Raw genomic sequence first — 22,070 nt, 5'->3', positions numbered from 1 at the left:
CACAGTAAATGAAGTTAAAATGATAAGTACTTCAACAACCTCATATATTATTAATCATTAGTTAGGCATATTCAGATAAAATGAATATGTCTATTTTTTTTTGCAAAATCTTGTAACGTTTTAATATTTCGCTAGTTATTTAGTTAAAGGAGGGGAGACAATGGACTTTGAGGAAATTTATCAAGCATATTTTCATGACGTTTATTTGTATACGAGATCACTGGCGATAGATGAAAATATAGCAGAAGAAATAACACAGGAAACATTTTTTAAGGCACTGAGGTCTATGCACCAATTTGATGGCAAAAAAGATATACGAGCCTGGCTTTTTACAATCGCTAAAAATACATATTTTACCCATTACAATAAAAAGCAACGCGAAGTCAATCAGGTGGAAGTATCAGTGCCAGATGATATTCGAGTCGTAGAGTATTTAGTGAATGAAGAACAAGCTTTTGAAATTCATCATTTTTTGCACACAATGGAAGAGCCTTATAAAGAAGTCTTCTCCCTTCGTACGTTTGGTGAGCTGTCATTTGAGAAAATAGGTCAGTTGTTTGGAAAAAGTGATGGCTGGGCCAGAGTAACGTTTTACCGTGCGAAAAAGAAAATATTAGCGTATATGGAGGCGAAACGAGATGAAGGAAGTTAAATGTACAATTATTCAAGATTTGTTACCGCTTTATGTAGATGACGTCGTAAGTGAAGATACAAAAGAGCTGGTAGAACAACACTTACAAACCTGTCAAGCTTGCCAAAAGGAGTACGAGCAAATGACGGAAACATTGTATGTGCCGATCGAAAATAAAGTGACATTGTTTGAAAAGCTTAATAAAAAATGGAATCGAAAAAAAATGATACTTATTGGTGGATCGGTTTTAATGACTACATTATTGTGTTTTACTGTATTCTCATACGTGTTTCACTATCAAAAACTTATTCCTTATTCAAAGGACTTATTTGTGATTGAAGAGAAAGAAGATGGGACACTTGTTTCTAATTATTTTGGGGAAAGTCACGCGGGGACTTATATGACGCACCCGATGAAAGTTGAAATAGATGGAGAAACAAAATATATCAGCCTAATCAGTTATGTTGAAACAATGGCTAATTCACCTACGAGCAATTTTTTCCGAGAGGATAAAAGAATAGGTCCTGAGCAATCTACGTTACCGGATAGTAAAACTGTAGATGCTGTATATTACGGGGACTTTGATTTGGAAAAAGTAATCATTACAAAAGAGCAATCATGGAAAGAACTTTTGCAAGAGATGACGTTAGTTTGGGAGAGATAGAATAAATGCATTTTATTTTAGGACCATATGGATTTAATAGTAACAAATCAAAGAAGCATGAATGGATAAAAAAATAATGCATGTGTATTTAAAAAAATCTTAGATCGAAAGAAATTTGTTTTAGAAATTGGTTATAGCATTGTTAGTTTATTTCCAAACGACATCAGAATTGAATAAGCTTTTGCTTAAGATTGTTCAACCGTATCATAAAAAAAGCTAGAACATCCGAAAAGATGTTCTAGCTTTTTATTTGAGAATTATTCATTATATTTCAATAAGAGATGATGCCTCTAATGAATTAGTGATTGGAAAAAGGAGAAAGTATTACTGGAAGAACACAAATTAAATACAAGAGAAGCTTTGTACATAGAAAGTATGCGATTAATTAGCATAAAAGACAGATTATAAATTTTTGTAATCGATAGTTTCTTTGAATGTTACTTTAAGTTATCATTTAAAACACTTTTCTCTAACACAGCAAATTTATCCCCATATACATTCGTAATATGTTGTTCTCCCCACACACATAGTGAATTTAAGATACCTTCTAAGCTTTGGCCATATTCGCTGAGCTCATATTCCACTTTAGGAGGAATTTGATTATACACGATACGGTTGATAACCTTATCTTCTTCTAATTCTCGTAATTGTTGGGTTAACATTTTTTGTGTAATGTTTGGCATTAGACGTTTCAATTCACTTGTACGTTTCTTGCCATGTGTTAGATGGCAAAGGATAACGCATTTCCATTTCCCTCCTATTACTTCCAATGTTGCTTCGACAGAGATATTGTACTTCTTTCTTTGCATATTAATTCTCCTTTTATAGGAACAAAAAAGTACCTATATTACTTTTTGGTATCTATATTACTTTTAAGTGCGTACTTTTCTTTATGAATGATATGTATCATAATAACATTTGTTGAAGTAGCACACCATACTTTCACTTATAACTTACTTTTCATTAAAGTAAGTTTTCAATTATATAACCAAAAGGGGGGAAAGAGTGAATATGGATATAAATGAAAAGCAAAGTACATTAGCCTTACTCGCTTTAGCGGTTAGTGCTTTTGCAATCGGAACAACTGAATTTATCAGCGTCGGATTGCTACCTCTTATTTCAACTGATTTAAGTATTCCGGTGACCACTGCTGGGTTAACGGTTTCTTTATATGCCTTAGGTGTAACATTTGGAGCTCCCATTTTGACATCCTTGACATCTCGTATGTCACGTAAGACTCTATTAATTTGGATTATGATTGTTTTTATTGTTGGCAATACTATTGCTACAGTTTCTACAACAATTGAATTGTTACTATTGGCACGAGTAATCTCAGCATTTTCACATGGGGTCTTTATGTCAATAGGTTCGACAATAGCTGCCGATTTAGTTCCAGAAAACCGTAGAGCTACTGCAATTTCAATAATGTTTACAGGTCTTACAGTAGCGACAGTTACAGGTGTGCCATTTGGCACCTTTATTGGACAGCAGCTAGGTTGGAGAAGCGCCTTTATTATTATTGTCATTATTGGTGTAATTGCCTTAATTGCAAATAGTATTTTGGTTCCATCTAATTTACGAAAAGGAGCAAAAACTACTTTTCGTGATCAACTTAAGCTTGTGACCAATGGTAGATTATTAATTTTATTCATCATTACGGCATTAGGATATGGTGGAACATTTGTGGTGTTCACCTTTTTATCTCCCTTGCTTCTGGATATCACTGGGTTTAAAGAAGGAGCTGTGGCTATTATTTTATTAGCGTATGGAATCACAATTGCCATTGGCAATATGATTGGTGGTAAGTTGTCGAATCATAATCCAATTGGTGCATTGTTCTATATGTTTATAGTTCAGGCTATTATCTTATTTATTTTAATGTTTACAGCACCATTTAAAATTGCGGGATTAATTACAATTCTATTGATGGGCTTATTAGCATTTATGAATGTTCCAGGCTTACAAGTATATGTTGTAATGCTGGCTGAACGCTTTGTTCCCAGTGCAACAGACGTGGCATCTGCAATTAATATTGCTGCATTTAATGCCGGAATTGCGATTGGCTCCTATTTAGGAGGTGTTATTACAGACTCAATAGGACTAATCCATACCACTTGGATCGGAGCTCTCATGGTTTTATTGGCTGCGCTCTTAACGGGAGTTAGCAGAGCTTTAGAGCGAAAAGATCAAGTAAGTAAAATATAAATTATTGGAGGTTTTAAAGATGATGGTAAAAAATTTACAAGATACAACAACTTTGCATAATGGTGTGAAAATGCCTTGGCTTGGAATTGGAGTTTTTAAAGTAGAAGAAGGTCCTGAATTAGTAAATGCAGTAAAAACTGCTATTGAACATGGATATCGTAGTGTTGATACTGCCGCTATATATGAGAACGAAGAAGGCGTGGGTAAAGGAATACAAGCAGGCTTAAAAGAAGCGAGTATTTTAAGAGAAGAGCTATTTGTTACTTCTAAAGTTTGGAATGCAGATTTAGGATATGAGTCAACAATTAACGCATATGAAACGAGTCTACAGAAGCTTGGCTTAGAATATTTAGATTTATATTTGATTCATTGGCCAGTTGAAGGGAAATATAAAGAAGCTTGGAGAGCAATGGAAACTCTTTATAAAGAAGGGCGAGTAAAAGCAATTGGTGTTAGTAATTTTCAAATACATCATTTGGAAGAATTAATGAAGAACGCTGAAATTAAACCAATGGTTAATCAAGTAGAGCTCCACCCTCGGTTAACTCAAAAAGATTTACATGTTTTTTGTCAAGACAACAATATTCAGCTTGAAGCATGGTCACCATTAATGCAAGGACAGTTGCTAGATAACGAAGTTTTGCAGGAAATTGCGGACAAGTATAATAAATCAGTTGCTCAAATTATTTTACGCTGGGATCTTCAACATGAGATTGTCATTATTCCGAAATCAACAAAAGAGCATCGAATAATAGAAAATTCGAATGTATTTGATTTTATATTGACAAAAGAGGAGATGCAAATCATTGATGGCTTGAATCAAAATTATCGTGTTGGACCAGATCCAGACAATTTTGACTTCTAATAGTAGATGTACTGAGTTTGTAAAGCATAGACTTTAAAAAGGAGAAGCAACTATAGCTTCTCCTTTTTTGCAGATAAGAGACCATAAGAGCAAGATAGAGGACGAAATCAACGTCAGTTACTTGTTAAGATTAGTCCGACAAACATTAGGGGGATTTAAATTCAAATGCACATAATTTATAAGAAAGCAGGAATGTTATTTACATTCCTGCTTAAAGTATGTTTTTAATACTATTTATGTTTTCCTAATGCAAGGTCATTAATAGAGTATTTACTCAAGATTTCTTTTATTTTCTGTTGTGATTCTAGCACTATTTCTAAGATAAATTGGTCCATATCATCAATTTCTTTTGCTACTTCATTTGGATGTGCGTCTTTTGCAATCGCAACATAAATATCATACAAGGTAGTTTCCTCAGGGTTAACTAGCAGTTTATATCCTCCGTAGCGTCCTCCGAAACCCTCTACAATATTTTCTTGCATTAATTTAGCTAATACTTTTCGTATAAAGCTCGATTCAATGCCTAATTTCTCAGTTAATGTGTTACTTGTTATTAGCTCATTTGCATTTGCTAATAGAGCTAATGATTTAATGGCAACTATGAAGTTTGTTTTTCCCAAGTAGCTTAATTGTAAAAGGCTATCCATAATTTCACTTCCTATCAAATTTATTTTAGCAATGCCTTCAAGTAAATTAAAGAAAGAATAGTTGACTTAAAGTGAAATAATTTGTTAAATTCAATTGTGAATTATTATCACAATTAAAACTGGGGAGGGTTTATGATGGGACGTTTAGAAAACAAAGTAGCTATTATTACTGGTGCTGCTTCAGGAATGGGACTAGCTGCTAGTAACCTATTTGCAAAAGAAGGAGCAAAGGTTGTCGCAACAGACATCGCAATTGATCAATTAAAAGACGTGACAGCAGCAATAGAAGGTGAAATTTTATGTGTGGAATTAGATGTCACTTCGGAAGAACAATGGAAAAATGTAATGGATAAAGCAAAAGAAGCTTTTGGTAAAATTGATATTTTAGTTAATAATGCTGGTGTATCATTTCACAAAACTCTTTTAGAAGAAACATTAGATGGTTGGAATCGTACAATTAACCTAAATTTAACGTCTGTGTTTTTAGGAATGCAATCAGTTATTCCTCATATGCAAGAGAATGGTAGTGGGTCAATCGTAAACTGTGTCTCATTAGCAGCTATTATTGGTAGTGCTGACAATGGTGCAGCTGCTTATGCTGCGGCAAAAGGTGGCGTTAGAGCCTTATCAAAACATGCAGCTATTAACTTCGCAAAAGATAATATTCGTGTAAACTCTATTTACCCTGGTGCAATCTTAACCGGTGCAGCACAACGTCATGGCGTAACATCTCGTGAGGTTTTAGGAAAAGCATTTGAAGGAACTATTCCGTTACCACCATTTGCAGGAGAAGCAATTGATATTGCTAATGGATATTTGTATTTAGCCTCAGATGAATCAAAATTTGTTACTGGTGAAGAGTTAATCATTGATGGTGGATGGAGTTCTAAGCAATCGAAATAATAAAGATTTCAAATGGTATCACATTTCTCAAAGTATATATGTCTATGTCATTAAAGATATATAAAAAATCCGATTCAGCAATATTTTATGAATCGGATTTTTTATAAATTTCATGCTATTGGCGAGTTAGTTCAGCTAATTATTCTATTAAATCTGAGTGTATTACCTTTTTTGCACCAAACAATCACTTAACCTATGAAAATCGAAGGTCACGTATATTTTCTACATAAAATTAAAGTACTTGTTTTTAATCACATCTGTATCTGAACGTCGGTTCTGTCTGAATATAAAACGCATTTCTTACTTGGGCACTCCAATTTGCAAAGGCTGATCTCCATTCAGGAGTTTCAAAAAATTGATCAACAGTTTGAGTTTCAGAACGCCAAACTATGAATAGATTGAGTGGAGCAATTCCTCCTGCCCAAATCCCATTATTAGTGTCAGTGTCTTCTTCCCTTACTAATAATAAGGGGAGACCAAACTGAAACGCCATGGAAGGCTCTACTTGAGAGTAAACGGACCCTTCCCAGAATGGAGTGGGTGGGGGAAGGGGCCCTGTATTAACATCGACCGTTTGAATTTTAAAACGCCGAAAGTTTACCGCCAACATTCCATAGCTTGATGAAACTAATCGACGAATATCAGTTAGGATAGATTCGGGATAACTTTCGCTTAGAGGTAATGTACGTGGAAAAAGCAAAGCATTTTCAATTTCAAAAATTAAACGATTTAAAAACCGTTGTTGGTTTTCATTTAAATGAGTTGTAGTACTTAAAAATATGGGGATACGATAAGCACGGTCAATACACTCTTGGTGTGCTTTTTCTATTTTTACTGTAGTGGGATGCTCATTATTACTCATTATCTCTTCATCTTTGCGTGAAGAGATAAATGTATTATTTCTCACTATCTCACTTCCTTTTTTATTAGTAGTATATGAAAGTGAAATAAGTGAGCTTGGACATAATAGCTAAATTTCATAAAATATAAATTGACTTTAGGACGATAATTTAATGTTTTTATTCTTAGCGCAGAGAATTAGCGTTTCCTATTATTCAAAACAGAGACTTTTTTCAATAAAATACAAACTGGAATGGCTACAAGAATCCCAACTACATTTTGAACTATGTTCCCTGGAATTGAAGCCAGTGGTATAACCCAGCTACCAAATAAGACCCTTTCGCAAATATAATAAACCCCTAACATAACTGGTATTGAAGTAAAAATGGCTAGTAAATTGAAAGTAATACTATTACCTTTACGACCGAGCGACCATGCTATTTTCCCAACGATATATCCTTGCAAACCACGTGCTACCACTGTGAAGGGTGCCCACAAAGTCCAACCAGATATTAAGTCAAACAAACCCATACCTATAGCTCCAGCAAGTGCCCCTTTTTTAGGGCCGAATAAGATGGATGCGATAAATAGCATAGCTGTTCCAAGATGAACTAACCCACCATTAGCTGCGATAGGTAGTTTAATATTTAATGTAAGAGTTGCAACAAATACGAGTGCGATTAACATTGCGGATAAGATTAAATCAAAAGTATTTGTTTTTGAATAGCTTGTTGTTTTTTGCATAGTTCTAAACCGTCCTTTTTTTAGAGGTATTATAAATAATTGCAGAGATTGCCTTTAAAAAGTTTTCCTATTTCAAGCTAAACTTAGCAAATGATTGATCTTTTTAAAAGTATCAATTTTGCAAAAAACGTAGTGGTCAGTTTGGTAAGTAATGATAGAAATAGTTGTTTATACATGTCTTAAACCACTCTAAGTGGAAAAGAATGCAGTTGATGATATAGTTGATAAAATATACGGTTATCCGCAATAAAAAGGAGTGTTAGTTCATGGAAAGAGTAAAGAATAAAGTGGCTATAGTAACAGGAGGAGCATCAGGTATTGGATTATCTGCAGCAGCATTATTGGCAAAAGAGGGAGCAAAAGTAGTCATTGCTGATTTCAATGTGGAAGGCGCAAAGCAGGCAGCTGAAAATATAAAGAAACATGGTGGGGAGGCTGTAGGAATATTCCTTGATGCAGGAGATGAAAATTCCATAAAGGAAGCTATCGAATATACAGTTCAACATTTTGGTACAGTATCCATACTATTTAACAATGTTGGATTAACTAATCTTCAGAAGGATCTAGATGTTGTAAATCTAGATTTAGATGAGTGGGACCGACTGATGAATATCAATATTAAGAGTGTGTTGCTTGGTAGTAGATTTGCTATCCCGCATATGGTGGAAGCTGGTGGTGGTTCGATTATCAATACAGCATCTATGGCTGGATTTACAGGAGATGCTGTACGTTCTGCATACGGTGCATCGAAAGCGGCTGTTGTCAATCTCACGAAATATATTGCTGCACAATATGGCAAAGATAAAATCCGCTGTAATGCAATAGCACCAGGATTGATTTTAACACCTGCAGCTGAGAATAATATGAGCGCTGAGGTATTGGATATTTTCGCTAAGTATAATGCTTTGCCATACCATGGTGAGCCCGACGATATAGGACATACAGTAGTGTTCCTAGCTTCCGATGAGTCTAAGTTTATAACGGGGCAAACAATTCAAGTAGAAGGCGGACATTATATAGCAAATCCAAGTGTTCCAGATTTTAAGGACTTAATGAATAAGGCACAAAAATAAATTTTTCGTGTTCAAATTATGTAAGATGAGTTTAGCTCATAATGATTTTCTCTATTCAAGTGTATGTGTAGTTACTACATTTGAATAGAAGTCATTATGGGCTTTTTTTATTTCATTAGATTATTTTCTACATTCCAATTGGCGAGTTTATCTTTGGATTCTATTTCTGTTATTCAAATAAAACATCCATATCATTTTTATTGGGAGTATTTTTATAAAGAATGAATTTCGTTTTCTTAACCTGAGATAAAAAAGTTTTAAACACTAAATAATGGTATTAATTTCATTAATATCACAGTACCAACTAAACGCGAACATCTCAGATTTATTGATTGTAGCGACAGGCGGCGACTCCGGCGGGATGAGTGAGACAGATAAGCCAACACAAGCGAGGCGTAAGCCACGGTGATGGCTTATCGCTCACCCCGCGGAACGCTTCCGCCTAGAGTGGAAATCAATTAAATTATATTCTTAGAAAACTTGTATATCTCATTATTTCCTCTTCTTTTGAACGCATAAAAAGAAATTATGAAATTGATTCATTTAATTCTTTATTCGGAGAAAACTATTTAGTAAAGAAAATGATTATATGTTCAACTTTTTAGGCTATGTATCCGTCTATCTTATGTATACACTAACAAATACTGAAAAAGGAGCTCTTAGAGATGAAGCATCAACATGTTGAACAAGTATTTGTGACTTTCATCCGGGCAAATAAAGAGAGATTTTATTTGCTTGCATATAGCTATATGAAAAATGAACAAGATGCACTAGATATAGTACAAGATAGCATTCAAAAAGCATTGCAGTCTCTACACACATTAAAAGACGAACAGCAACTGAAAAGTTGGTTTTATAAAATTGTCGTAAGAACAGCTATTGACTTCCTACGAAAAAACAAGCGCATACAAGTTATGAATGACGAACAATTAGAGTTTCTAACCCCACACCAAAATGATACATATGAAAATATGGATTTGAATGAGGCACTGGAAAGTTTACCTTCTACTTTAAGAGAGGTCATTGTTCTTCGCTACTTTGAGGATTTAAAAATAGAGGATGTTGCGTACATATTGGATGTAAATATCAATACTGTTAAATCGAGAATCTACAAAGCATTGAAGCTACTTAAAATCGAATTGACGGAAAAGGAGTTGACATGATGGACAAGTTGAAAAAGTTAGAAGAAAAATACAAAAATATACCTATCCCAGAAAATTTGGATGCTGTAGTAGAAGCCAGTTTGAAGAAGAATCGTAAGAGACAAATGCCAAAATGGTTTCTGGGTATGGCGGCTGCGGCTGCTCTATTTATAGCAAGCCTTAATATGAGTCCTACCATGGCTAAGGCATTAGGAGAGTTGCCGCTACTTGGAGATGTTGTCCATGTACTGACCTTTGTCCATTACGAAAAGCAAGAGGATACGTATTCAGCTAATATTGACGTTCCGCTAATCTCAGGAAACTCAGACGCGATTAATGCCCTTAACGAAAAATACGCAAAAGAAGGAAAGGCGCTATATGAGCAATTTGAAAAGGAGATGGAAGGGATGCAACAGGTTGAGGGAGGACATTTAGGAGTAGACAGTGGCTACATTGTAGCAACAGATACAGAAAAATTATTATCGATTGGACGTTATGTAGTCAATACCGTAGGATCATCTTCTACAGTGATGCAGTACGATACAATCGATAAGCAAAAAGAAATTGTACTGACTCTTCCAAGCTTATTTAAAGATGATAGTTATATCTCAATAATTAGTGACTATATTAAGGAGAAAATGCAAGAAGAGATGCTAGCAACGAATCAGGAAAAAGTGTATTGGGTAAAGGGTGCAGGTTTAGCAGATGAAGATTTAGTAGATACCTTTACTTCCATCCGTCCGGAACAAAATTTTTATATTACTGCTAAGAACAAGCTCGTAATAGTCTTTGACAAGTATGAGGTGGCACCTGGCTATATGGGTGTCATTGAATTCGAAATTCCAACGGAGCTAATAAAAGATACTCGCATGAATGATGAATACATCCAGTAAATAGCTTACTAACACAAATCATAAAATGTTAGAAGAGGAGATGTATGCTAGATGCAAACATCTCCTCTCTTTTGTACGAATAGCTACACTTTACGACTATAAAGACGATAAAAATAATTCAATTGTATAAATAGGGTGGTTTAACATGGGTAAGACAGGAAGGAAAACATATGAAGAGGAAGGAAGGGTACCGTCAACTTCGTACTCTCACAGAAAAAATGAACAGGTCAAAGTTAAAAGAAAAATTAGAAAAAAACCAGTGTTTGTTTTTTTATTATTATTACTTTTTCTTGTTTTGTTTTTTACTATAGAAATATCGGATACTTCTTTTTCATCTAATGAAGCAGTGAAAGCACAAGTGAGTACTCAAGAAACTGAATATGAAGGTATTCAAATTAAAACGGAAACAGTTGAAAATGAAGTATATGAATATACGGTTAAATATCTGTCTACAGATAACGATGCGGATAAGTTTATAGAAAAGTTTGTCCAAAAGAAAAGAGATACGTTTATAGAAGCAGCTATCGCTAAAGAAAACAAAGATAAAAATTTTATTAAGGATATATTTAAGAAAGATACGAATAAAAAAGTCCCTACTTTAAACATAGATTTATCTATAAAATATGTCTCTAAAGAGTTATTATCAGTGATTATTCATGCCGATGTTATTGGAGAAAACGGGAAAAAAGAAACAATCTCATTAAATATAGACCGAAGTACAGGAGAGGCCCTAAGCCTACAAGATATAATGGTTAATGAAGGTTCTATCCAATACTTAAAAGAAAGCCTGGAAAGAGTACTTCAAAAAAATGAGGATCAAAATTATACACCAGAAGAAGTAACCCTAGTTAAAGAAATATCTGCTACTGAAGAAAACTACAAAGTTTTTTACTTTACAGATCGAGGGTTCCAAATTGAGTTTAGTGAAGGGGTATTGGATGACAGTATTTTAGAACCTTTTCATGTATCCATACCATATAGTCTATTAACGGGAATTGTTCAAGATTCATTTTTACGTTCCATTTATTCTGATGCTTTTAATGGTTCGACTATGGTTGAAAGAAATACCCAATCTATCAAACCTTTAGATCCGAACAAAAAATACATAGCATTAACATTTGATGATGGTCCAAATAAATCAAGCACATCTGCTATTTTAGACATATTAAACAAACACAAGATTAAAGCTACTTTTTTTGTATTAGGTAATAGAGTAGAAAAGTATCCTGATATTATTAAGAGAGAGTATGAAGAAGGACATGAAATTGGTATCCACACATGGAGCCATCCTATTTTGACAAAGCTATCGATGAAAGAAATAGAAAAAGAGATTTTAAGTACTTCCAATGAACTTATTAAAATAACAGGAGAAGCTCCTAGTCTGGTTCGCCCACCATATGGAGCATATAATCAGGATGTGAAAGCTGCAGTTAATAATCCTCTTGTTTTATGGTCAGTAGATACACTTGATTGGAAAACAAAAAATCCAGCTAGTATTTTGCAAATGGTTAAAAAGTCTACTTGCGATGGAAGTATTATTTTAATGCATGATATTTATGAAACGACAGCAGCTTCTTTAGAGAGTGTCATAAACTACTTAACGAAACAGGGTTATGAGTTTGTAACCGTCAGCGAATTATTGAATTTAAATGCGCCAGGTATCCATTATGCTGGACAGGTTTATACGAATAGAGATTCACTTTAATGAGGTTTTATAAAAAAACTAGCCGATCTAAGATTTAATCTTAAATCGGCATTTTTTAATGGAGTATCTATCTTTTCTTATTCCTCTGGGACATTACATCTGGCTCGTGAGAATTATCATTATATTATAGGTTAGCGATTATACTTTTCCTCATCTCGTTCTTTTTTTATTTCCTCCATTTGCTCCATCTGTTCATGATACTCTTCCTCTACATCTGAAGTAGCTGGAAGGAAGGACTCATCGTTAAAATCGACTCTTTTTCCGTAACGAATCATTTCATAGATAATCATTCCGTTATTAGGCTTACCGTTGATAGTCGTCATGGGTACTACATCGAATACCACGTAATAAAAAGCATAGAAAACAAAGCGATCCCAAAAAGTTTTGTATTCCTCTGCCCATCCGTTGGCAATTAAAAAATTAATGAGGAGGGCAATAAACAAATTTATCAATATTGGCCCTGAATAAATACAAACGTAAGCAAACTTACTTTTACGCTTTAAGTCATCGTATGAAAACCAGCTATACAGATGATAATACTTGCGTATATCAATCATTCCAAGTTTAATAAGCCTGGGCCCAGAACCAATTGTTAGCCTTGGCTTAACAACGCCAAATAACCAGCTGACGATTAAATAGCCAGACTCTCGTAGAAATACTACGACAGGTAAGATAATAAATGCTGAAATAATCAATGACAAGAGATCCGATAGTCCAAACATAAAAGTATCACTTCCTAACGAATAGCTCGTAAGTCTTATAGATACCCCGAATAAATCATTTAAATCCTCCAAACAGGTGGTTGCAAAAACATACCCAACGAGGAAAATATATCCATAACTGAAGGGTACTACAAATTACTAGGTTAAAGTTATTAGATGGGATAAATTCTGCAAAGAAGAAATGAGCAATATTTCTAAGCCCTTATATTATTGAAATCCTGTTTCAACGAAATAAACTTCTCCTGTCCATGCATCAATATAATGAATATGTCCTTTAGTCGGAGAACTTGGATAATCAATCAAGTAAACGAAGGAATATACAATTGAATCTATGTGTTGCCGTTCAAGTGCTAAATCTACATCTACTAATCGTTGAGCGATGGCATTAGCCTCTTTATAGCTAATGGATGGTTTTCTTAAATTTTTGAATTTTTCATAAGGGATGAGAGAATGATTTATTGACTGAATATTGCTTGTTTCTGTATTAACAATTACTTCGGTTGCTAGAAAGTCTAAAGAGATATTATTATTCACATACACAAAACGATACGATTTAAATAAGTCATTTTCTATTTCAATTCCTAGAGCCTTATGTAAATTGGGTGTTTTTTCTAAGTAAAATCGGTTATATTCATCTCCAACAATTGTTCTTAAAGCGATACATGCCTTTTCCAAAGGATTACCAGCCACAGCTTTCTCCTCTTCATCACTAAAAATCTCCCAACTCTTCATATCCTCCGTTTCATAGACATCAAGTGTTGCATTACGTCCCGCTATTAAAAATACTTTCAAATCTGCCACTGCTTCTACGGTTGGCAATGGTTCAAAGCAAGCGCCTTCCATTTCGGGCATATCAGTCATATAACGGACTTTACCGTCTGTTTCTACTCCAACTAGATTAAAGTCAGGAGCATATACATAATGCCAGCCAATATCTGGGCGTATAGTCAACGTCATTAATTGTTGTTGCTGAATAATTACTTTCGCTTGGTCCTTTGAAATGAGTTTTTCTGGATATGCAAAGTGCACTTGTTCATTTGAAAAAGATACTTCTTCTAATGTCCCGTTTTTTCCAATCGTTAAATTCATTCCAGTTGAATGGACTGGAATATTATATCTCGGCTCTCTCAAAGTAAGAAGCACCATGTAATGAGAGTCGAAGTCTATTATTTCGTCTAAAACTAAATGTTCTCTTTCAAGTACTTTTTGTACATAGCTCAGGAAATGTTGTTTTTCTTCAGAGGTTGAAAAAGGATGAGACTTCGGATCAAAAAATGTAACATTGGAGATAAATCCATCCAATAAAATAGTTTCTGCTAAAGGCTCCTCTTTCTCTGTATAATAATAAATTATGTCGTCTTCTTGTACTTCTTTAACAATCGTTTTATTTATAAAATTTTGTATCATTATTTGACCTACTTTCACGTGTATTCCTTACATTTCAGCTTTTTAAAAACATTTTAAATTCATTAGTTACCCTTACAGGTTGACTGAAGCACAAATGTATATGATAATTCTACATATTGAATTGTAATTATTCTAAAATAATTATGATGCTAAAGCACCAATAAGAGACTACAGGAGGAATTATTATGGCATTAATAGGTAAAGAAATTCAAGAATTCTCTGCAAAAGCATTTCAAAAGGGAGAATTCATCGACGTAACTTCAGAAAACTTCAAAGGACAATGGAGTGTAGTATGCTTCTATCCAGCAGACTTTACATTTGTTTGCCCAACTGAATTAGAGGACTTACAAAATGAATATGCTACATTAAAACAATTAGGGGTAGAAGTTTACTCAGTATCAACTGATACTCATTTTACACATAAAGCATGGCATGATTCTTCTGCAGCAATCGGTAAAATTGAATATATCATGATTGGTGATCCAACACATAAAATCTCTAGAGCATTCGACGTATTAAACGAAGAAGATGGTTTAGCAGAACGTGGTACGTTCATTATTGATCCAGATGGTATCGTACAAGCTTACGAAGTAAATGCTGGTGGTATCGGTCGTGACGCTTCGACATTAGTAAACAAAATTAAAGCAGCTCAATATGTTCGCAATAATCCAGGAGAAGTTTGCCCAGCTAAATGGCAAGAAGGCTCTGAAACTCTAACTCCAAGCTTAGACTTAGTAGGTAAAATCTAAGATTTAGTAATTTATAAGATAATCATATAGGCGACAAAAACAATCTTATCTTTATGGTTGATTTTTGTCGCTCTATTTTTAGTAAGAAGGAAATAGACAAATGCTCTCTGTCTAAAATATGAGATGAAAAGAGAGGTGGCAGGTCTGCTATGCCTGGAGAGTAAGTGATTTAGATATGTTTTGAGTTAGATGCACTGCTAAATACTGATAGAACGCAGTTACCCTTAACCTATCAAAATCACTCGTATAGCAGCAAAGAATAGATGGTATTAGACAATCAAATTAAAGCACAACTACAACAATATTTAGCGTTGCTTGAAGGCGATCTTGTATTAAAGGTTAGTGTAGGTGATGATAAAGTATCTCAAGATACATTAGAGCTAGTAACAGAATTAGAAAAGATGTCATCACGCATTTCAGTCGAGCATGTGCAATTAGAGCGCACGCCAAGTTTTAGTATAAACAAAGCTGGTGAGGAGTCAGGTGTTGTTTTTGCTGGCTTACCTTTAGGACATGAATTTACTTCATTAGTTTTGGCTTTACTTCAAGTAAGTGGCCGTGCTCCGAAAGTTGATGATGCAGTTATCAAGCGTATTCAAGCAATTAAAGATCCAATGCACTTTGAAACTTTCGTGAGCTTAACTTGCCATAATTGTCCGGATGTAGTTCAAGCTTTTAATATTATGGCTGTGATAAACCCGAATATCTCCCATGTAATGGTTGAAGGGGGCGCATTTCAAGACGAAGTAAAAGCTAAAGATATTATGGCTGTTCCATCAGTTTTCTTAAATGGTGAAAATTTTGCAAACGGTCGTATGGAAATTGAAGACATATTAAATAAATTAGGAAATAGATCAGATGGATCTGAATTTAATGATGTAGAACCATTTGATGTTCTTGTTGTTGGTGGTGGTCCTGCGGGTGCAAGCGCAGCTATTTATGCAGCACGTAAAGGAATTCGAACGGGAATTGTGGCAGAGCGCTTTGGTGGCCAAGTAAATGACACATTATCAATTGAAAATATCATTGGTACAAAAGCAACAGAAGGTCCTCAATTCGTTTCAAGCTTAGAAGGGCATGTAGCAGATTATCCAATTGAAGTGATGAAATCTCAACGCGTATCCAGCATAGTACGTAAAGAGCAGGTGGAAGTAGTGCTTGAAAATGGTGCAGTGTTAAAAGGAAAAACTGTTATCCTTTCAACAGGAGCCAGATACCGCCAATTAAATGTACCAGGGGAAGAAGCGTTCAAAAATAAAGGGGTAGCATACTGCCCACACTGTGATGGTCCAATCTTCAAAGGAAAAAATGTAGCCGTTGTCGGTGGCGGTAATTCGGGTGTTGAAGCAGCAATAGACTTAGCAGGAATAGTTAATCATGTAACAGTACTTCAGCATAATGATGAGCTTAAAGCGGATCAAGTCCTACAGGAGCGTTTACATAGCTTATCTAATGTAACTGTACTAACAAATGCTTCCACACAGAAAATTACAGGTACGGATAAAGTAAACGGTCTTACGTACTTAGATCGTGTAACAGGAGAAGTACATCACATTGAATTAGAAGGCGTATTTGTTCAAATCGGTCTATTACCAAATACCGAGTTTTTACAAGGTACAATTGATTTAAACGCACATGGAGAAATAATTATAGACAAGCATGGAGCAACAAGCATGCCAGGAGTATTTGCTGCTGGTGACTGTACAGACACAGTGTACAAACAAATCATCATCTCAATGGGAACTGGTGCAACAGCAGCGCTAGGAGCATTTGATTATATGATTCGTAACATAGCTCCCTCAAATTCTGAACTTGTTAAAGTTTAATACAATTATTTATGAATAAAATATATGTCAGGAAGTAATATGAATTACTTTTTAAAATACCCTTTCCAATTCGAGAGGGTATTTTAATGCATATCAAGCAACCTCCTCAACGGCGCGTGTAAGCAAAGGTGATGGCTTATCGCTTACCTGGAAGAAAGTTTTCGCCTAGAGCGGAAATCAAGTACATTATACTCTAAGAAAAGCATGTATATATCATTGTTTCTTTCTTTATTGTTCGTTTTCTTTTCGTAAAAACAGGAATGATGAAATTGATTCAATCAGAATTAATTCACAATTTCTACATACTTTAAAAAAAGGGACAATTATATTATAATAGAATAGATATTCTGAACTTATAAACAAATTTCAAGCAAAGTCATGGTTATATAGAGTCAGGAACGTTGTTAACTTAACCATTTGTTTTGGTAGCGTTAACATTGTTTCTGCAAATATAAAGTATAGGGATGGTAAAAGTGAGCAACACAGAAACTAAAACAGATGTTATCTTAATTGGTGCCGGTATTATGAGTGCGACCTTAGGGACACTTTTAAAAGAATTAGTACCGGAGTGGGATATAAAAGTATTTGAGAAGCTCGATAGTGCAGGAGAAGAAAGCTCAAATGAATGGAATAACGCTGGTACAGGACATGCAGCTCTATGTGAGCTTAACTACACTTCTGTAAAGCCAGACGGTTCTATCGATATCACAAAAGCAATCAATGTAAACGAACAGTTCCAAGTTTCTATGCAATTTTGGTCACATCTTGTAAAAAGTAAGTTAATCCAGAACCCACAGGATTTTATAATGCCTTTACCTCATATGAGTATGGTTCAGGGGAAAGAAAACGTTGAATTTTTAAAGAAACGTTTTGAAGCGATGACACAGAACCCATTGTTTGAGGGAATGGAATTCTCTGACGACTCGGAACAATTGAAAGAATGGATTCCACTAATCATGGAAAACCGTGCGGCCAATGAAGCAATTGCTGCAACTAAAATTGACTCTGGGACAGATGTTAACTTTGGCGCTTTAACACGTATGCTATTTGAACACTTAAAGAGCAAAAATGTAAAAGTGAATTACCAGCATAGTGTAGAAAATTTGAATCGTACGCCAGACGGTAAGTGGGAAGTGAAAGTGAAGAACAACGCTGAGGGGAAAATCGAGTCTCATACTGCAAAATTCGTTTTTGTCGGCGGTGGCGGAGGAAGTCTGCATCTTCTACAAAAATCAGGTATTCCAGAAGGAAAACATATTGGCGGTTTCCCAGTTAGCGGGATCTTCATGGTATGTAACAATCCAGACGTAGTAGCGAAGCATCATGCAAAGGTATACGGTAAGGCTGCAGTTGGAGCTCCACCAATGTCTGTGCCGCATTTAGATACTCGCTTTATTGACAATAAAAAATCACTACTATTTGGACCGTTCGCTGGTTTCTCACCAAAGTTCCTAAAAACAGGATCTATGCTGGATTTAGTTACTTCTGTTAAACCACATAACCTATTTACAATGCTAGCTGCGGGTGCAAAAGAAATGTCTTTAACAAAATATTTAGTCCAACAAGTAATGTTATCAAAAGAACAACGTTTGGAAGAGCTACGTATATTTATCCCAGATGCTAAAGCAGAGGATTGGGATTTAGTTGTAGCAGGTCAACGTGTACAAGTTATCAAGGATACGGAAGCAGGCGGAAAAGGAACTCTTCAATTTGGTACAGAGGTTATCACAGCTGAGGATGGTTCTATTGCCGCATTATTAGGAGCTTCTCCAGGAGCTTCTACCGCTGTTCCAGTTATGTTGGATGTCCTTAAACGTTGCTTCCCAGAGCATATAAATGATTGGGAACCAAAGATTAAAGAAATGATTCCTTCTTATGGTCTGTCCTTAATGAATAATCCAGAACTACTTAAGGAAGTACATGCGGAAACAGCGGAAACGCTTAAACTTAAAGGTGAAGGAAAAACGATAGAGAACATCGAACCTTTGGAAGATGTAAAAGAAGCAATCGATGATATCATCTAAGCTTTTATCCATATAAATGTGCAAAAAACCTACCATTTATTTAAAGATGGTAGGTTTTTTGTTTTAGAATAAGGAAGTAAGTGTACTTCAAATGTTCGTCCAGTAAAAGCGACTTACCTCTTAGTCCAAGGTCCAGCGCTTATTCTTTTAATTTCTTTACTTCAAAGTTATCATCTAACAATACCCAATTTTGAGGGAAGGGATAGCCAAGCACCCAATAGCTAATACCTCTTAAACGGTATTGTTTGACCAAGTTAAATTTAGCTTGAGCGCTACGGGCATCCTCAAACCAAACCTCGTGCTTTTGACCTTGCTCATCGGTATAGGTAAAAAAAGGAGATTGAGCGATTGAATCAAACTGAATTCTTACTTTATGCTCAGTAGCTATTCTAACAGCTTCCTGAGGGCTAAATGTCTCCGCAATTTGTCCTTGCGCGTGAGGTATTCGCCAATCTCGTGCATAAATTTGAAAGCCTAAAAATATTTTATCGGCTGGCATAACAGTCAAAGCGTACTCTACTACTTTCTTCATTTGATTGATAGGAGAAATTGCTTGAGGAGGTCCGCCGCGCCAACCCCATTCATACGTCATCAATATAACAAAGTCTGCAATTCTCCCATGTGCTTCATAATCATGTGCTTCATAAAGTAAACCTGACTGAGTGTCGCTAAATTTAGGAGCAACAGCTGTTGAAACAAAGTAACCTTTAGGATGTAGTGTGTCTACTGCTAGCTGGAGAAAGGCAGTATAAGCATCTCTATCCTCCGGTAACACATTTTCCAAGTCAATATTCAAACCTCGATAGCCTTTGTCCTCCATGATCTGAAGTATATTTGCCATTAATTTTGTTAATATGTCTGGGCTAGAGAAAATGACGTGCATTAGATTAGTGCCGGCTTCTGTGGAAGAAAAATTGGTGATGACCATCATTGGTACAATATCATTGGCAGTAGCTGCTTCTAATACAAGTTCATCCTTCAAGGGTTCTAAATCCCCATTCTCTGTTAACTTGTAAGCAAAGGGACTAATATAGGTCAGTAGAGATTGAAGACTGTTGACCGTCTGAACGGCATCTTCCTCTTTCTGATAGGTGTAGGCATTCACTTCAGTTACAGGCTTTGGTCTTGGAATAATCAATTGTGTTCCTGGGTATAGGAGACCGGGAGTTTGGAGAGAGTTTTGACTGATTAGAGCTTGGATAGTAGTTCCGTAAAGGCTAGCAATCTGCCGTAGCGTTTCTCCGGGCTGTACCACATGAACAATAGGAGGAATAAAAATTCGCTCACCAGGATATAAGAGATTTGGGTTAGGCAGTCTGTTAGAAGAAAGAATAGATTGTTCAGAAACCCCGTATTGTTGAGCAATCGACCATAAAGTTTCTCCATTTTGAACCGTATGGTAAATCCCATAGATAGGGATGACAAGAGATTGGCCTACTAGAAGATTATTTGGATCAGGCAATTGGTTAGCTTGTTGAATGGCATTTACATCTATTTGATAACGATTAGCAATTCCCCAAAGCGTATCACCATTATTGACGACATATATGATCAATGGGCAGCTCCTTTTTTCTTAGGTTTAATAAAGTATATGTTTTGTTAAACGAATATAAATGTGAAACTTATTATTTTTATCAAATCAATAGATTTCCAAAATCCAAAACGACCGGAAAAGATAAAAGAATTTAAAGAACAAAGCAAAAATGGATGCCTAATCTGACTAACTCATCCCGTACTGGCCCCTACAATCGACTAATATACAAAATTCTGTGTTTTAGGTGCTAAAGAATTTTGACTAAAATAATCACATCTTCTACATACAAGATCTGTATAAAAATAAGGAGATGAAAAGAGCAGCTATACCTTTAGTTGTTTGACATTTTACAATCTAGTATAATTTTGGTTAGAAAATATATAGGGAAGATAAAGGGTGAATAACAATGATGTTTGAAGAGATATTACCACGTTTAAAATCTGGGGAAAAAGTAATTAGACAAGGCTGGAGTGGTGCGGAATTGTACGTAATGCTAGTTGGACAAAGCAAGCATGATGGAGAAAATCTAAATCCTTACTTTTTGATTAATGTAGAAGGAGAAGGATATACAATGTTTACCCCAACTGTTTGTGACTTATTGGCTGAGGATTGGGTTATTGTAAGCAAATAAACTAAAAGTCCACGAGATATCGTGGACTTTTCATATTTAGGAGGAATCATATTGAAATTTGAGGAGTACATAGGGAAGACGGTTCTTATTACTGGAGCTGCTTCTGGTATAGGGAGAGCTCAAGCTATAGCATTTATCGAGTGTGGGGCCAACGTATTTGGTTTAGATGTTGATGGAGCCGGACTTAAATCATTAAAAGACCAGTATAAGTCTTGTTTTTCGTACTACATTGGAAATGTAAGCGATAAAAAGAGCGTAGAGGAAGCATTTGAGATAGCAATCAAGACATTTAAGCAAATAGATATTTTACTCAATACAGCTGGGGTTTTAGACAATTATTCAAAGACTCTAGAAACAGATGAAACACTTTGGGATAAAATCATGGAAACCAATGTGAAAGGAACCTATTTGGTAACAAACACAGTTCTCCCTCAAATGATTGAAAGAAAATCAGGAGTCATTATCAATATGGCTTCTATTGCCGGATTAGTAGCAGGAGGTGGAGGAGCAGCTTATACAACCTCTAAGCACGCCATTATAGGATACACAAAGCAATTGGATATAGATTACTGCCGTGAGGGCATAAGAGCAAATGCTATTGCTCCAGGGGCGATTCAGACCCCAATGAATAATGCTGATTTTGCAGGAGAAGGAGAAATAGCAAAATGGGTAGCCAATGAAACACCTGCAGGAAGGTGGGCACAGCCAAAAGAAGTGGCAAACCTAACTCTTTACCTTGCTAGTCATGCAGCAGATTATATTCATGGAGCAGTCGTACCCATTGATGGAGGATGGATTGCCAAATAGTTATATTAAATGGCAATAATTCCTGATATACTATCCGAGTAAGCAATTTTGCTTGCAC

General features: G+C 35.4%; 21 protein-coding genes. 14 read left to right on the top strand and 7 right to left on the bottom strand.

Going from position 1 to position 22,070, the window contains the following annotated elements:
- Positions 1-160 precede the first annotated feature (160 nt).
- Both ACQKNZ_RS17610 and ACQKNZ_RS17605 read left to right on the top strand, forming a co-directional pair.
- Positions 161-652, top strand: a complete 492-nt coding sequence (locus tag ACQKNZ_RS17610; protein ID WP_427660938.1) for an RNA polymerase sigma factor — start codon at positions 161-163, stop codon at positions 650-652.
- Positions 639-1,295 (top strand): zf-HC2 domain-containing protein, encoded by a 657-nt coding sequence (locus tag ACQKNZ_RS17605; RefSeq protein ID WP_154312015.1) that lies wholly within the window; start codon positions 639-641, stop codon positions 1,293-1,295. Before ACQKNZ_RS17610 ends, ACQKNZ_RS17605 begins: the two co-directional genes overlap by 14 nt.
- 437 nt (positions 1,296-1,732) lie before the next feature.
- Here ACQKNZ_RS17605 and ACQKNZ_RS17600 read toward each other — a convergent pair whose 3' ends face one another.
- Positions 1,733-2,104 carry a winged helix-turn-helix transcriptional regulator gene (locus ACQKNZ_RS17600; protein ID WP_340863936.1) on the bottom strand — a complete coding sequence of 124 codons (372 nt, stop codon included), beginning with the start codon at positions 2,102-2,104 and terminating at the stop codon, positions 1,733-1,735.
- A gap of 202 nt (positions 2,105-2,306) precedes the next feature.
- On the opposite strand from ACQKNZ_RS17600, the gene ACQKNZ_RS17595 reads away from it, so the two are divergent.
- Positions 2,307-3,500: an MFS transporter gene (locus ACQKNZ_RS17595; RefSeq protein WP_427660973.1), complete on the top strand. Its 1,194-nt coding sequence runs from the start codon at positions 2,307-2,309 to the stop codon at positions 3,498-3,500.
- A gap of 22 nt (positions 3,501-3,522) precedes the next feature.
- Positions 3,523-4,365, top strand: a complete 843-nt coding sequence (locus tag ACQKNZ_RS17590) for an aldo/keto reductase (RefSeq protein ID WP_340863992.1) — start codon at positions 3,523-3,525, stop codon at positions 4,363-4,365.
- A 230-nt stretch (positions 4,366-4,595) separates the two neighbouring features.
- Here ACQKNZ_RS17590 and ACQKNZ_RS17585 read toward each other — a convergent pair whose 3' ends face one another.
- Positions 4,596-5,012 carry an Rrf2 family transcriptional regulator gene (locus tag ACQKNZ_RS17585; protein WP_144540183.1) on the bottom strand — a complete coding sequence of 139 codons (417 nt, stop codon included), beginning with the start codon at positions 5,010-5,012 and terminating at the stop codon, positions 4,596-4,598.
- 135 nt (positions 5,013-5,147) lie between these two features.
- On the opposite strand from ACQKNZ_RS17585, the gene ACQKNZ_RS17580 reads away from it, so the two are divergent.
- The gene (locus tag ACQKNZ_RS17580) at positions 5,148-5,915 is read left to right on the top strand and encodes an SDR family NAD(P)-dependent oxidoreductase (RefSeq protein WP_427660934.1); all 768 of its coding nucleotides are present in this window, start codon (positions 5,148-5,150) and stop codon (positions 5,913-5,915) included.
- Positions 5,916-6,162: 247 nt separating this feature from the next.
- Here the strand turns inward: ACQKNZ_RS17580 and ACQKNZ_RS17575 are convergent, their stop codons facing one another.
- Together ACQKNZ_RS17575 and ACQKNZ_RS17570 are read right to left on the bottom strand one after the other, a co-directional pair.
- Positions 6,163-6,777, bottom strand: coding sequence for a hypothetical protein (locus ACQKNZ_RS17575; protein WP_427660970.1), 615 nt, complete (start codon positions 6,775-6,777; stop codon positions 6,163-6,165).
- Positions 6,778-6,953: 176 nt separating this feature from the next.
- Positions 6,954-7,499 carry an ECF transporter S component gene (locus tag ACQKNZ_RS17570; protein WP_144540179.1) on the bottom strand — a complete coding sequence of 182 codons (546 nt, stop codon included), beginning with the start codon at positions 7,497-7,499 and terminating at the stop codon, positions 6,954-6,956.
- Between the two features lie 266 nt (positions 7,500-7,765).
- Here ACQKNZ_RS17570 and ACQKNZ_RS17565 point away from each other — a divergent pair, with 266 nt between their 5' ends.
- The 4 genes from ACQKNZ_RS17565 to ACQKNZ_RS17550 all read left to right on the top strand — a co-directional run bounded on the left by ACQKNZ_RS17565 (position 7,766) and on the right by ACQKNZ_RS17550 (position 12,312).
- On the top strand, positions 7,766-8,572 hold the full coding sequence (locus tag ACQKNZ_RS17565; RefSeq protein ID WP_427660932.1) for an SDR family NAD(P)-dependent oxidoreductase: 807 nt from the start codon (positions 7,766-7,768) through the stop codon (positions 8,570-8,572).
- Between the two features lie 665 nt (positions 8,573-9,237).
- On the top strand, positions 9,238-9,735 hold the full coding sequence (locus ACQKNZ_RS17560) for an RNA polymerase sigma factor (RefSeq protein WP_144540175.1): 498 nt from the start codon (positions 9,238-9,240) through the stop codon (positions 9,733-9,735).
- Positions 9,735-10,607 (top strand): RsiV family protein, encoded by an 873-nt coding sequence (locus ACQKNZ_RS17555; RefSeq protein ID WP_427660930.1) that lies wholly within the window; start codon positions 9,735-9,737, stop codon positions 10,605-10,607. The genes ACQKNZ_RS17560 and ACQKNZ_RS17555 overlap by 1 nt, the downstream gene beginning before the upstream one ends.
- Positions 10,608-10,752: 145 nt before the next feature.
- Positions 10,753-12,312 carry a polysaccharide deacetylase family protein gene (locus ACQKNZ_RS17550; protein WP_427660928.1) on the top strand — a complete coding sequence of 520 codons (1,560 nt, stop codon included), beginning with the start codon at positions 10,753-10,755 and terminating at the stop codon, positions 12,310-12,312.
- A gap of 131 nt (positions 12,313-12,443) precedes the next feature.
- Here the strand turns inward: ACQKNZ_RS17550 and ACQKNZ_RS17545 are convergent, their stop codons facing one another.
- Complete coding sequence (locus ACQKNZ_RS17545; RefSeq protein WP_427660926.1) at positions 12,444-13,034, bottom strand: hypothetical protein; 591 nt, start codon at positions 13,032-13,034, stop codon at positions 12,444-12,446.
- A 207-nt stretch (positions 13,035-13,241) separates the two neighbouring features.
- Positions 13,242-14,441, bottom strand: coding sequence for a hypothetical protein (locus tag ACQKNZ_RS17540; RefSeq protein WP_427660924.1), 1,200 nt, complete (start codon positions 14,439-14,441; stop codon positions 13,242-13,244).
- Positions 14,442-14,626: 185 nt separating this feature from the next.
- On the opposite strand from ACQKNZ_RS17540, the gene ahpC reads away from it, so the two are divergent.
- From ahpC to ACQKNZ_RS17525, 3 genes are all read left to right on the top strand, one after another.
- Positions 14,627-15,190 carry an alkyl hydroperoxide reductase subunit C gene (gene ahpC / locus ACQKNZ_RS17535; protein ID WP_144540167.1) on the top strand — a complete coding sequence of 188 codons (564 nt, stop codon included), beginning with the start codon at positions 14,627-14,629 and terminating at the stop codon, positions 15,188-15,190.
- A 263-nt stretch (positions 15,191-15,453) separates the two neighbouring features.
- Entirely contained in the window at positions 15,454-17,016 is a 1,563-nt protein-coding gene (ahpF, locus tag ACQKNZ_RS17530) for an alkyl hydroperoxide reductase subunit F (protein WP_154312020.1), read from the top strand.
- A 464-nt stretch (positions 17,017-17,480) separates the two neighbouring features.
- Positions 17,481-19,040, top strand: coding sequence for a malate:quinone oxidoreductase (locus ACQKNZ_RS17525; RefSeq protein ID WP_154312021.1), 1,560 nt, complete (start codon positions 17,481-17,483; stop codon positions 19,038-19,040).
- 139 nt (positions 19,041-19,179) lie between these two features.
- On the opposite strand, the gene ACQKNZ_RS17520 is transcribed toward ACQKNZ_RS17525, so the two are convergent.
- Positions 19,180-20,595 carry a LysM peptidoglycan-binding domain-containing protein gene (locus ACQKNZ_RS17520; protein WP_427660921.1) on the bottom strand — a complete coding sequence of 472 codons (1,416 nt, stop codon included), beginning with the start codon at positions 20,593-20,595 and terminating at the stop codon, positions 19,180-19,182.
- A 385-nt stretch (positions 20,596-20,980) separates the two neighbouring features.
- Between ACQKNZ_RS17520 and ACQKNZ_RS17515 the strand changes: the two genes are divergently transcribed.
- On the top strand, positions 20,981-21,205 hold the full coding sequence (locus ACQKNZ_RS17515) for a DUF2829 domain-containing protein (RefSeq protein WP_427660919.1): 225 nt from the start codon (positions 20,981-20,983) through the stop codon (positions 21,203-21,205).
- A 51-nt stretch (positions 21,206-21,256) separates the two neighbouring features.
- Positions 21,257-22,012: a 3-oxoacyl-ACP reductase gene (locus ACQKNZ_RS17510; RefSeq protein ID WP_427660917.1), complete on the top strand. Its 756-nt coding sequence runs from the start codon at positions 21,257-21,259 to the stop codon at positions 22,010-22,012.
- Positions 22,013-22,070: the final 58 nt, after the last annotated feature.

Source organism: Psychrobacillus sp. NPDC093200, from assembly GCF_050280345.1.
Classification (GTDB): domain Bacteria; phylum Bacillota; class Bacilli; order Bacillales_A; family Planococcaceae; genus Psychrobacillus; species Psychrobacillus faecigallinarum.
This window is presented reverse-complemented; position numbering and strand designations above follow the sequence as displayed.